Origin of the sequence: Brucella pseudogrignonensis (genome assembly GCF_031454375.1) — a bacterium.
Classification (GTDB): Bacteria; Pseudomonadota; Alphaproteobacteria; order Rhizobiales; family Rhizobiaceae; genus Brucella; species Brucella pseudogrignonensis_A.
In genome coordinates this window covers 196,331-209,604 of the sequence record NZ_JAVDQT010000007.1, presented here as the reverse complement: position 1 = coordinate 209,604, position 13,274 = coordinate 196,331, and the positions used below count along the sequence as shown (strand labels likewise).

Genomic DNA, 13,274 nt, shown 5'->3' with positions numbered 1-13,274 from the left:
TCACTTGAGAATACCAAGTTCTTTCAATTGAGCCGCAACTTGCTCGGCACCATAAATTGTACGAATGGTAGGGTTCATAGCCTGTCCATCCATCACGACAATTGCTTTGTTCTTGACTGCCGGCATCTGGCTAACTGCCGGATCTGTATTCAGGAACTGAATTTTTGCTTCTGGCTTGTCGAGCTCCCAGCGATTGCGATCAAGATTGGCGACGACAATCACATCTGGATTAGCGGCAATAATGCCCTCCCAACCCAGAGTTGGCCATTCAGCTTCCGCTTTAATGGCATTTTTACCACCAAGAACATCTGCAATAAATGTAGAAGCACCATTGCCGCCGCCCAAATATGCATCTGCCGAAGGTGATTGGCTCGAGAACCAGAACACATAGGAAAGCTTCTTGTCACCGGTAGGCACGCTTGCTCGTAGTTTTGCTTCACGGGCTTTGAAATCAGCGATCAGCGCCTGACCACGGTCCGCAACGTCGAAAATCTGCGAAAGCTCATCAATCTCTTGGTAAAGCAGATCCATATTCCAGAGCTTATCGCGGCTGCCATATTCGTCCTTAACCTGTTCAGTGCTCAGGCAAGTGCTTGGCGAAAGATAAGTAGGCACGCCTACCTTATCAAAGTCCTCACGCTTGGCGACTTTGCTGCTCGGGCCTATGAGGCTCGGTAAGGCGGCGGCAACAAAATCAGGATTTTCCGCGAGAATGGATTCAAATGTCGGAAATTCTACCGTTAGAAGCTTGACCTTTGAATTCGCAGTTTCAAGCTGCGGGAGTACTTTACTCGGCCAGAATGCGGTGCCCGCCATTTTGTCTTCGAGGCCCAGAAGCAGCATGATTTCCGCGCTGTTCTGCCCAAGGCCAACAGCACGCTCCGGAGCCTTTGGGATCGTGATTTTCGCACCGCAATTTTCAATTGTGAGCGGGTATTGCGTCGGCGCTGCGGATGCTGGCGCTATTTGGAGGGCCAAAGAAGCGGCTAAAGTAGAAGTAATTAGGAATGATTTGAACGTGATCACGATTATGGGCGCCTAGGTTGGAAACCAAACATTTCAGTGATCGCTGATATAGTCTGAATGCTGTCGCTATAACAAGAGTTGTATAGTCATATTTGATTAGATTATTGATCCTCCACATCGATTTGATAGGGCCCTTCGCCGGTTGGTTCGAAATAGAAGCGATAATCTAGTGTTCCCAGTGGATCATGCTTTCGGAACATGAAATCAGTAAAATTAGTCGGATTCCAAGCTTGAGAAGTGTTGTCTGATTTTCGATAGAGTATTAAAGTCATGAGAGTTATCAAAATTGAACTTTTTAAAATCTTTGGGAGAAAAATCGAAAAAGGATCTAAATCTTTTACTGAAAATAGCTGGGTCGCTACATCCAAATCGCCAAGCGATATTCTTAAGAGATATTTTCTGTCCACTATTTGACTTGGCCATCTCATTCCAAGCCAATTTTAGGCGTCTCTCCCAGATAACTTGGCCGACTCCACCGTCTTTCTCAAAAATTCTATAAATATGAGAGCGTGACATGTTAAAATTATTATAAAGAAAATCCGGTGTTAAGTTATGGTTTGCAATATTCTTGTCGATAAAATCAATGATTGTCTGTCTCTCGATGTTATGTAAATTGACTACGTTGTCAAATTTTCTACTGAGAAGTTTAGCTATATATTCAAGTATGTCGGCTTCGAATTCATGAGGGTCGTCGAATGCATTTTCTTCTGTTATTTTTAAAGCAGAGACTACCGAACTCGTTAATAGAATACCGAGTGAGGTTTCGCCCTTTATGACAGCGCCATTGAGTGCTCTAGGGTCGATTATTCGTGATATTAATTCTCGGTCAAAAGCTATAGATATCGTACTTCCATCGCTTACCATTATATTAAATGGTGCACTGTAGTCGAATATAATAATATCACCTTTATTCAGATTTACCGTATTTCCGTTGCAATCCCCTGAACAGTTTCCTTTTGTTATTATCTGTAGAAGTATTTGATTTATTCCGCCAAAATTTATTAATTTATTCGTTCTCAAGCATGTATGTTGTTGGTAATTTGATCGACCGATAAGAGACCTTCCTAGGAAGTTTGTCTCGACGTGCCCATCAATTTCCATGCCACCACCTACGCGATTGGCATCGTATAGCGGGCTAATGATTTGCCGCCAATTATGCCTATCGTTTGATGGACTATTGTCGCCAACTTCATCCGAATTATTCTCATTATAGCGTTTCATTTGCTGCCCCCCATGTTATTTATTCTCCGATAAATCCTCGAATGCCAATCAGAATATCGTGTAAATTAGGAAAATTAATGAAACTATATTTAGATGAATGTGCCGATAAATGACTTACTTTATTTTCTAATTTACTGATAAAATATATAATGAATTTTATTTAGCATATGCAAATTCGCTAATGATATGTAATATGCAGAGATTGCCTCCAGTTCATAACTTAATATTACGATATATTTAAAATTAATTATTTCAAGTTTTTGATGGATAAAAATAGGTTCTGTTTTTGTATTTATAGGTGAATATCTCGGCTTGAGCGCTTGGTGGGTATTTTTCCAAAAATCCATCTATAATGATGGCTCAATTCTTTTCATTGTAATCTTTGCAAGTGACGGGTTTGACGCTTCATTGACCGGTTAAGAGAAGACGGGATGGCAAATTCCACACTATGATGGTGATGAGGCCACTACCTAATCGGTTGTTCCTGTCCATACTAATGGTCGGAATATGGTTTTCTCAGTTTGCCAACCCGACCCAGAGCCTTCGGCATATGACGTCGTGCATCAATCTTCTTTACTCGCGTGTTTTTGTACTCAAAAGCCAAGAACTGCCGCATCACATCACGCGGCAGGCTTTCATGTATGTTCTTTCTTTTAACGCGTCGCCTGACAGTTCAGCTTTTGCGACATATATACCGGATTAGCCCGCCGCATCCCGCGCTTGATCAGTACGGGTTTAATGCAAAGATGGCATTAGCAATATTGGAGCGGGGCGGTATTTCAGGTGTGTTGCCTAAGTCCTGAGTCAAAAGTACCGCCACATCAGTAATGCCAAGGTCATCCAGTTGATCTGGTGTGCCAAACCCGTATTCCATATGACCACGACCGATGATGCCTACGACAAGCGCATCGGGCTTTTCATTAAGATAGTTCGCAATGTTGCAGGCGAATGCACGATCCCATGTTTGTTGGGCGCGTACAAACCTATCAAATTCCGGAGCATCAGCCGACTTCCCCTGCATTGCGGGTGGTCCGCCGTTGGTAAGGCGCAAAAGATGCTCCCGGTGTGCAAGGCTTGCAGCGCGTGCAGGTGTCAGTCCGTCGCGGTCCTCTTCGGCAATTTCTTCCCAGCCCTCTTTTCCAACGCGTGTTACGAGGTCACGACGACAATTTAATGCCAGCATCTTGATATGGAATTCACGACAGAAGTTAAAAATTGGCCAGTAAAGGTCTGCTGCAAAGCCCCATACTTTGCCCCATTCAGCGCGTTCCAGAAATTGATCTGCATTCAACTTTCCAGCGACCCACTCATCAAGAACCGGCTGAAGTCGTCTTGGGAACATTTCAAAGCCAATGGCAAGATTATCTCGGTACGCGAGGAGCGAAGCAGAAATATTTACCTGCCAGCGGTGAATATCATATCGGTCATGCAGTTCGCCCAATAGAACAACGCGCTTCTGTGACATCTCCTGCATAAGCGATTGATGCGTTCTGATCTCACCTGATTTTGGATCGAACCATTGTCCTGCTCGCAGCGTTTCATGAGTTGAATTCATAGGAACGCCTCCTTTTTTCCGGAAATGATCAGGCCTGTTTCCTCGCCGGCTGCATTAAGCGCATAAAATTGATGCTCGTCAATGTTCTTGAGTTCCCGCCATGATGCAACATGACCAGCTTTGAGATGCAGATGAAAATCTGGCTTCATGACATTGATAAAGCCGCGCGATGGGCGCACGTCCGGCATCTCGCCACTCCACTCTTGTTTGAAAGCGGGCAGATCAAGCGATATCCGTACTTCGGCCTTATTGCGCTGCGCAGCTACAAATGGCTTCAAACCGGGCTCGTCATCGCTAATCTCCAGCGCTTCACCAGTGCCACGATCTTTGTTGGCTGGTTCAAGCACAGTAAAAGTGAAGCTCTCCAGAGCTTTGTCAAATGGCGCAGCGCCGTCGAAGCCAATCACACTGCCGATAATCGTTTCGTCTGCTGCTAGGAGATCAATACGAGGATAAACCTTTTCCTGCATCACACTACTACGGTCCGCAATAAGCGAAGTGATTGCTGAGAGGTCAATGCTCGAATGATGTTCGGTACCAGAAAAATGAATCCAACCCTGCCGAACCTCAACGTGTTCTACCATGCCGATACGTTCATGCGTTGCACCACCGCTTTTGGAGTTAATCATGAGTTTGCCCATTAAGGGTAGTGTACTCAGAATGTCTGCGGCATCAGCCAAAAGCTTTACTCGGATTGGTTGGTCGCTCATAGTTTCCTCATGCAGTTTGTGGAATGGTGTTATCAGGGCGTATGTCGGCTACGCCCGACGCTTCAAGATCGATTATACGGTCGATTGGAATGTCACCTGGCTGACGATGAGCCAGAATGACGATTGTTGTATCGGGCAGTTCCCGTCGCAAGAGATTAAGCAGCATTGTTTCGGACGCCTTATCCAGCGCACTTGTTGCTTCATCAAGAAACAACCAGTCAGGCTTCATGAGCAGCGCGCGGGCAAGTGCAAATCTTTGCATTTCTCCACCGGAAAGAGTCCCGAGTGCAACCTGTTTTTCTCGGGACTGTTGACGCAAAATATCTGGTAGCCCAACATTTGCCAGTGCTCGCGCGATTTCGTCATGATCAAATTGATCTGCTGCGAGCGGGTAGGATACCGCCTCGCTTAACTTTACATTCGGCATATATGGCTTTTGTGAAAGCACAAGAATGGTGGTATCTGGCCGGTGGAGTGTTCCGCTCGCAAAATTCCATGCACCGGCGATAAGCCTTAGTAATGTTGTTTTGCCGAGGCCTGATCGACCGCGCAGCCAAACTGTTTCACCGCGCTTGATTTCGAGATTTGAAATTTCAATAAGGTTTCGTCCATCGGGCGTATTCAATACAATATCTCGCAAATGCAGCGGTGCACCTGACGGCTGAGAAATGGATGTGTGCGTCGGTGGCTGAATGCGCTGCGTGGCATTTATAAATCCGGATAAGCGCGAAACCGCCGATACGAGTTCCGCCAATGTCTTGTAGTTGAAAATAAACCACGAGAGATTGGTGGACACATGCGTAAATGCCTGACCGAGTTGCATCAGTCCGCCAAATGTTACGGTGCCTGCAAAATATGCTGGAAGCCCTAGAAAGGTAGGAATTCTGAATATGCTGTGACGATAGGGAAAGGTAAATATACCGAGTTGCACCTGACGAAAAACCAGTCGGAACCAATTCTCACGAACTTTGGCAAACTTGTCTGAAAGTATTCTTTTCTCCTGATTTTCGCCGTTCAATATGGCAATGTCACCCGCATGCTGGCGGATATGCGCCATCGCAAAGCGGAAGTCTGCTTCCTTCTTCTGTTGCTCAACAAATGTCGCTTTCAGCCGTCGTCCGAACAGGTGCGTCACGAACGAAGAGATAAACACGTAAACAAACGCAGCCCATAGCATATAGCGCGGTATCGTAAACTCTATTCCCGCGAGGCTAAAATTCAGCGCATAAGTTGAGAGGCCCCAAAGCACTGCAATGTAGGAAAATAGCGCTATAATATTTGTGATAAGCCCTATTCCCTCTTCTAATGTGTGTTTGACAAAGAGGTCGCAGTCTTCAGCAATACGCTGATCAGGATTGTCCGGCACAGGGTCGCTGTGACCTATGGAAAGATGCCAATAGGCCTTATTCGACATCCAGAATGTTATGGCCGTCTCGGTTAGTCTTTGGCGCCAGCGGATATTGAGGGCGCCTTGCAAATACTGCCCTGTGAGCGTGAGAGAAGTATTGATCAGCACGATTAAACCAAAAATGCCGATCTGGCTTATGGTGACGGAAATATTGCGCTGCTCCAGCGCATTATAAAAATCTGCGGTCCACTTGATAAGCCACAGACCCATGTAGATGCCCACAAGGTGTAGAGCGAAGATAACAGCGAGCAGTGATAAATTCAGAACTTTGCCTGGTCCCGAATTGCAATATTTGAGCAACTGCCAAAATTGTTTAAGTACCGTAAGCATTAACAACCCACACAGACATGATAAAGCCGGAGGGGATTTTTAATCTCCTCCGGCATGGTGATTATCGAAGATGTTTAGAAACGCATTGTTGCACCGATTTTAAAGGAGCGGCCTGGTGCGATCTGCATTTCCAGTGGGTTCACGTTCGCTACCGAAGAAGAGTCCGGAGTATTGGCATAACCGGTGAGTGTATTCGGGAAATAGCGCTTTTCGAAAATGTTCTCGACCCCGAAGTTCACGTCGATATGTTTGGTCGGCTTCCACTTGGCATAAGCATCAAATACCGAGTAGTTTGAAGGCTTGAAAGCATTCTCATCCGCGCGACGCTTCACACCAGATGCAAAAGTGCCGACAAATTCTGTTTCAAGATTCCAATCCGGGATGATGTATCGTAGCCCCAGAACTGTCGTTAGTGGAACAGCGCCATCAAACGGGGTCTTTTCCGAGCCTGCATCGACACGCTGGTCACCACGCATGTAAGACAGTGCAGCGTTGGCAAAGAGGTTATTATAGACCTCATATTCACCAGCGAACTCAATTCCCCAGACCTTTACGCTCTCAACATTATCGGATGTATATTTATCCGCTGTACCCGGAACCCGCTGTAAGCTGCGGATAAAGTCCTTGTAATCGGAATAGAATGCAGAGGCACTGAAATATCCGCGATCATACTCACCACGCAAACCGGCCTCATAGCTGCGGACAAATTCAGGCTTCAGGTTTGGATTTGGAATAACTTCCACCATGCCTGTCGCGCCGATTGAAGAGGAAGAAATAAAGAGTTGCTGGGCAGTTGGCATCTTGAAGCCTTCGCCATATGAAGCGAAAAGTGAATAAGTGTCGTCAAGTTTATAGATGCCACCAAGGCGCTTGATGAGACGGGTCTTGTCCATTTTCTCGGGCTCAAAGCCATCCAGCGGAACGTAGTCGCCATCGCTGGTCGGATCGATGGAATAAGTCGCAAGGCGCAAGCCCGGTGTCAGGGTCAAGCGATCGTCCAGCAGCTTGATTTCATCCTGTACATAAAAATCTGCGCGAACCGTGTCCACTTTCGGGAAATTAAACCCTTGTCGCAAAGCAACTGTGGTGATGCCCGTATTCAGATTTGTCGTAATATTTTTGCCATCATAGTTGCTCTTGGTGATGTCACCTGCAAAACCATAAATGAGTTTATGGTTTGTCTGGCCAAGATCAAATGACGATGTCAACTGCACATCGGCCTGCAAGAAGTCTTCGCTGTAGTTGCGAATCTGAATGCGATCCTCACGCCGCGGCGTTGCATAACGCGAGTAGTTACGAATCTGGTTGCTCGTGGTATCTCGCTTTTGCGGCGAATAGGAAATATTCCACTTCACTTCATCCAGCCATGAAGCACCGACTGTCCAGCGGTGGTCCAGCGCAAAGCGTGCCCGCTGCATTTTCAAAGATCGATCCCAACTCTCACTTTCGTAGTAGAAGCTAGGTGTGTTCAGATAGGCCGGATTGGCTGCGCCGGAATCATATTTTTGATCGACATCCGTGTTGCGTTCAAACCACTCCCCGGTCAGCTTGAATTCATGATCAGCCGATGGGTTCCACTGAAGTTTCATAAGTCCGTTGTAAGAGTCCGTATCCATAGGGAATGCTTTGTTGCATGGCCATATAGACTCACGTGGGCAGCCCCATATGCCGCCATCAGCACGTGCCTTGCGCATATCTGGTTCAGATGCATTGATGTGTCCGAAACTGCCCAAAACCTTGAAGTCGCCCGCTTCTGCGGCACCGGTAATTTGTTTGCGAAATGATTTGTCAAAGCTGTCATAACTAAACTTTGTTTCGACAGCCCACGGTTTGGTACCATCCAGCAAGTCGTCCGGATCCATCGTTCTGAAGAACACAACGCCACCCAAGGCATCGGCACCCCAAAGTACCGAATTTGGCCCGCGTGTTATTTCAACTGATTTCATGTTGAAGGGGTCTACGAAATCGCGACTACCATCCGTAATACGCTCCTGAACGCGAGCACCATCGACGAGGATTTGTACCCGATTTCCGCCAACGCCACGAATGTTGAAGCTGTTAAGCTGACCAAAGGGATTGGTGAGCGAGGTTTGCCGATCGACGCTCACACCGGGTTCATAACGCACCATATCCTGAATATCGCGGACTTGGTGTCGATCAAGCGTGTCACGATCAATCACACTGATCGACATCGGTACATCAAGAAGGTTTTTGGCTGCACGCTCTGCGGAGAGAGTAATTGTTTGTAGCCGGATTGTTTCTGGGCTTTCGTCGTCTTTTTTCTGGGTCTGCTGCTGCTTTTGCGTTTCCGGTGCTATTTGTGCATGAGCATTGGTATAAGCCATTAGAGCGGCAGAGGCATAAAGCGCTACCAGCATTTTACGATTGATAGAAAATTTGAAGACTGAAGGCCGCAGCATTTGATATTCCCCGGATAAGCGTTGCGCGTTTGCTGGCTTGCCTAAGGACTTGCTGGCTAAAGTTGAGTGATTGGGTCAATATATCATTTTGTTTTTCGTTCAACTGTGGCTTGTAGTGTTTCCACCGTGCCGTCTCGGTTTCGAAGAATGTAGATGCTTTTTAGCAACACCCATCAAAAAGGGAGTGAATGTGACAGTTGGGCGAGTTAATTGGTGAAGTGGCTAAATAGTAGCTTTTGCTGTAAATTTTACAGATTGGGGCTAGTTTGAAATACCTCTTGTAATTTGTAGAGGACAAAACTCGCTTGTATTCTTGCCTATTGTAGTCATGTTTTATATGAGCGATGGTAAGAGTTATTGATAATGTCGCTGGTTATGGATTGTAACTTCTAATGGACGCAAAGTCTGACGAGATAGATACTCTTTACAGGGCTGAGCGTCAGCGTCTCGAACGTATGGTCATTCGAAAGATAGGCGCACCGAACGCATCTGATGTTGTTCAGGATGTGTTTGTTCGTCTTTGGGGTAAGACCAGAGAGCATATCATTCTGACGCCTGCATATCTTAGCCGGTGTGTACGCAATGCGGCAATCGACTTGATAAGGGTTGAAAACAGACATAAGAAATTGCCCGAAATGTTGACAGAAGAGCAGTACGCTGCACCTGTCGCAACACCTGAGCAAATTGTCATTGCGATCAACGATGTTCACCAGATCGATAAGGCAATCCGTTCATTGCCAGAGCGTGTCAGACATATATTCCTTCTCAATCGAATTCATGGCTGTTCCTATGACGAAATCGCTGAAGCACTCAATATTTCATACAGCACAGTAGAACGAGATATGGCAAAGGCCATTCTTGCCTGTCGACAAGCTGCCGAATAAAAAGCTGATGGGTAGGGTGCTGGATAATCGTTATATCGGAGAGGCCGCATGCGGAGTGCTGCCTCATACGCGTGAGATACTTGGTGATCATGGAAGAGCATAGTGCTGACATATCTGATCAAGCTCAAGCCGAAAAAGAGGCTATAGCTTGGTTTACGCGTATGAATGGCAAGCCTTCGCGTTCCGATAAACAGAATTTTCTGGCATGGCAGAAGCTTAATCCAGAGAATGAAGCCGCTTTTCGCGCAATCAGTGCTCTTTGGTCGTCCAGTATTGCACCCGGCGCAGAAATAGCGCGCGAAGAAGCATCGTTACTTGCCGGTCATCTCAGTCGTATTAAAGACATGCGCAAACGCAGAAAATCGGGCAGCAAAGGCGTTGCAGGAATGCTCGTCCTGCTGTTTGCACTTGGAAGTGGCTGGATATGGCTGGAAAAGCCAAATCTCTGGCAAGACTTCAATGCAGATTACGTATCTGCACGCGGTGAAGCGCGGCAGGTTCGGTTGGATGACGGTTCGTCGGTTCTACTTGATGCTGATACTGCTATTGAGGTTCACCTTGACGATCATGCCCGTCAGGTGAAATTGTTGCGCGGCACGGCCTATTTTGAGGTCACGCCTTCCAGTGTGCCGTTCATCGTCGAGGCAGGAAATGGACGCTCGCGTGTTCTTGGCACTGCCTTTGACGTCTCTCTCAATGAAGCCAGTGTCGAAGTGACACTTGAACATGGCAGCTTGCGTGTAGAAGTGGCCAATTCTTTGGATCAGGTTGTTCTTAAGCCGGGTGAAGCTGTCGGATACAGCTATAAAGGGCTATCCACACCGCATAGTGTTGACATAGGTGATGCGCTTTCTTGGCATGAGGGACGGTTTGTATTCAACGATGCGACACTGAAGGATGTGTTGCAAAAGATTGAGCGTTATCGTCATGGCCGTATTATCGTCATGGGGTCAGCCTTGGGTGCGCGACGCATCAGCGGTAGTTTTTCACTCAAAGATACGGATGCAGCTTTGTCGTCGTTGCAAACCTCAGTCGGTTTCAACATGCGCAAATTGAGCCAACGCCTCGTCGTCATTGGGCCATGATTATCAATTTCACAAATAGGATAAAATAATTCATCTTTTTATGAGGGTGGCTTGCCATCCTGACCGTTACGTCCATTGAGAGGGGCGCGAAATCAATGCGCCCGCACCAGAATGGATACGGGAAAGGCATAATCATGAATACCAGCGCCGGGACACGCAGATTTGCGTTGCTGCTTGCGACAACAGTTTTGTCAGTGGCAATTGATGCTTCAGTGTTTCTCACGAGCGCATATGCTCAGGCGGCAGCTGAAAAAGTTCATGACTTCAATATTCAGTCGAAATCTGTTCGCCAGACACTGAATGATATTGGCCGTATTTCCGGGGTAGCCGTGGTTTTCAATGAGACAGCCTTAGCGTCCAAGGTTGCCAAAACAGTCCGTGGATCAATGTCCACTTCTCAGGCAATCGCTACAGCTTTGGCCGGAACTGGCTTAAACTGGCGCTTTACAAATGCGAATACAGTTACAATCGTTGACCCAGCGTCTATATCATCGGGCGTAGTGACTGCGCCTGACGGCGCGACTGTTCTGAATACAATAACTGTCGTCGGACAGGGATCAGTCACGGAAGGCTCCGGCTCTTACACAACGGGCGAAATGTCGACGGCGACCGGGCTAAACCTCTCAATTCGAGAAACGCCGCAGTCAGTCAGTGTGGTGACAAATGCGCGGATACGGGACGCGGGTATGGTCACGGTTGAAGATGCCTTAGCGAATACGACAGGCATCACCGTTGGTGCAACGGGTGGCGAGCGAAGTAATTATTTTGCGCGAGGATTTCAGGTCGACAACATCATGGTCGATGGCCTTACCATCAGCCAGGATTCAGATGTTGTGGGCTCTTCAACACTTGCAATGTATGATCGGGTTGAAGTTGTACGAGGGGCCACTGGTTTGCTTGAGGGAGCGGGAAACCCATCAGCATCTATTAATCTGGTTCGGAAGCGTCCGACAGCAGAACGACAGATCATCGTGACGGGAACAGCGGGTAGCTGGAATAACTACATGGGGACGCTTGATGCCGGTGGTTCCTTAAATGCTGAAGGCACACTTCGCGGGCGTATGGTCACGTCGCTACAGGATTCGGATACATTCACGCAGGACTACGAACGGCAGCGTCAGCTATATTACGGGATACTTGAAGCTGATCTGACAGAAGATACGATGCTGACATTGGGTGGTTATTATAACCGTGAAAAAAGCCCGGGTGCTGATTGGAATGGCCTGCCAACCCGACCTGATGGCAGTTTTTACGACTTTGATCGCTCTGTTCGTTCAAGTCCATCATGGACCTACTGGAACAAAGCGAACACCAATGTCTTCGGTGAAATTAAGCATGAACTCGACAATGATTGGGTGATTAAGCTCAAAGGAAGCTATCTTGACGCTAAGATGGATATGCTTGGCGCTTCACTGTATCGCCTAGATCCCGCCAGTGACGAATTGCAATACAATATTGGCAAATACGATTATCATCACAAGCAGACTGCTTTTGATGTAAATGCTCAAGGTTCATTTGACTTGCTTGGTCGCACCCATGAGCTGTCGTTGGGTGGTAACTACAGGCGCAATATCAATGATGATGGCCCTGGTGGCTGGCCATCCGAGTTTCCATATCAATTTGATCCGTTCAATTGGCAGCAATCAGTTGACGTTCCTATGCCCGATTTCAATTATATGTGGGAGCGGCAGTCTAAAGAAGTTAACTATGGTCTTTATGGAACAGCCAAATTTAATGTGACTGATCCTCTTAACGTGTTTGTTGGGGGGCGACTGAGCTGGTATGAAACGAACACATTTTTCCGTAGCGGCACTTATACAGAATCCACAGCGTTTGACGCTGAACATAGGTTCACACCTTATGTTGCTGCAACCTATGATCTGAACGATGTATTCACGGTCTATGGCAGCGTAACCTCTATCTTTAAGCCGCAGAATTACACGGGAACAAATGGTGCGTTGCTTAATCCTGTGACCGGCACGAATTATGAAGCAGGTATCAAAGGTGAATTCCTTGGTGGTAGACTTAATGCGAGCTTAGCTGCATTTCAGATCGACCAGAAAAACTTGCCGGATCAGTTGCCACCCTGTGACGGAGGTATTGAGTGTTACTCTGCGGCAGGGAAGGTTCGTAGTCGCGGATTTGAGGCTGAAGTTTCTGGTCTGATTACAGAAGACTGGCGCATCTTTGCTGGTTATACCTACATCAACGCGAAATATCTTGAAGATTCAACGGGTGGTAAAGCGGGTGACCGATATGGGAGAGATAAACCGCAGCATCTGCTCACGCTTTCAACGGTTTACACGCTTCCCGAAGATTTCAACCATTGGCGTGTGGGGGCATCTGGTCGCTTTCAAAGTTCAATCGAAGGTAACGTAAATGGCTATGTGAACGCAAAGCAGGATGCTTATGGTCTTCTGGATTTGATGGTTGCTTACAGTCCGACGGAGTATAGCGATTTCAGGCTAAACGTGTATAATGTGTTTGATAAGTATTATTACAAAAGCGTTGGTTACACGGATAATGCCAATCTAATCGGAGCACCACGAAGCTTCACCATAACTGGCACCTATAAATTTTAGGTTTTTCTGGGAGCGCGTAGGCGCTCCCAATGGCTTTTTATTTGGATTAAAGA

Annotated in this window: 9 protein-coding genes; 3 read left to right on the top strand and 6 right to left on the bottom strand. The window is 47.0% G+C overall.

Annotation, left to right across the window (positions count from 1 at the left end; translation table 11 throughout):
- From J2782_RS18030 to J2782_RS18005, 6 genes are all read right to left on the bottom strand, one after another.
- Entirely contained in the window at positions 1–978 is a 978-nt protein-coding gene (locus tag J2782_RS18030) for an ABC transporter substrate-binding protein (RefSeq protein ID WP_310015097.1), read from the bottom strand.
- A gap of 261 nt (positions 979–1,239) precedes the next feature.
- Positions 1,240–2,247 (bottom strand): helix-turn-helix domain-containing protein, encoded by a 1,008-nt coding sequence (locus tag J2782_RS18025; protein ID WP_310015094.1) that lies wholly within the window; start codon positions 2,245–2,247, stop codon positions 1,240–1,242.
- 724 nt (positions 2,248–2,971) lie between these two features.
- Positions 2,972–3,802: a ChaN family lipoprotein gene (locus tag J2782_RS18020; protein WP_310015091.1), complete on the bottom strand. Its 831-nt coding sequence runs from the start codon at positions 3,800–3,802 to the stop codon at positions 2,972–2,974.
- The gene (locus J2782_RS18015; RefSeq protein WP_310015088.1) at positions 3,799–4,512 is read right to left on the bottom strand and encodes a hypothetical protein; all 714 of its coding nucleotides are present in this window, start codon (positions 4,510–4,512) and stop codon (positions 3,799–3,801) included. Before J2782_RS18015 ends, J2782_RS18020 begins: the two co-directional genes overlap by 4 nt.
- Positions 4,513–4,519: 7 nt before the next feature.
- A complete protein-coding gene (locus tag J2782_RS18010) occupies positions 4,520–6,250 on the bottom strand; it encodes an ABC transporter ATP-binding protein/permease (RefSeq protein ID WP_310015085.1) in 1,731 nt (576 codons plus the stop codon).
- Positions 6,251–6,324: 74 nt separating this feature from the next.
- Positions 6,325–8,670, bottom strand: coding sequence for a TonB-dependent hemoglobin/transferrin/lactoferrin family receptor (locus tag J2782_RS18005; RefSeq protein ID WP_310015082.1), 2,346 nt, complete (start codon positions 8,668–8,670; stop codon positions 6,325–6,327).
- Between the two features lie 392 nt (positions 8,671–9,062).
- Between J2782_RS18005 and J2782_RS18000 the strand changes: the two genes are divergently transcribed.
- The 3 genes from J2782_RS18000 (at position 9,063) to J2782_RS17990 (ending at position 13,221) form a co-directional block, all read left to right on the top strand.
- Complete coding sequence (locus tag J2782_RS18000) at positions 9,063–9,554, top strand: RNA polymerase sigma factor (RefSeq protein ID WP_310015079.1); 492 nt, start codon at positions 9,063–9,065, stop codon at positions 9,552–9,554.
- Positions 9,555–9,643: 89 nt separating this feature from the next.
- Positions 9,644–10,639: a FecR family protein gene (locus J2782_RS17995; RefSeq protein ID WP_310015077.1), complete on the top strand. Its 996-nt coding sequence runs from the start codon at positions 9,644–9,646 to the stop codon at positions 10,637–10,639.
- Positions 10,640–10,773: 134 nt separating this feature from the next.
- Complete coding sequence (locus tag J2782_RS17990; protein WP_310015074.1) at positions 10,774–13,221, top strand: TonB-dependent siderophore receptor; 2,448 nt, start codon at positions 10,774–10,776, stop codon at positions 13,219–13,221.
- The last annotated feature ends 53 nt before the right edge of the window (positions 13,222–13,274 follow it).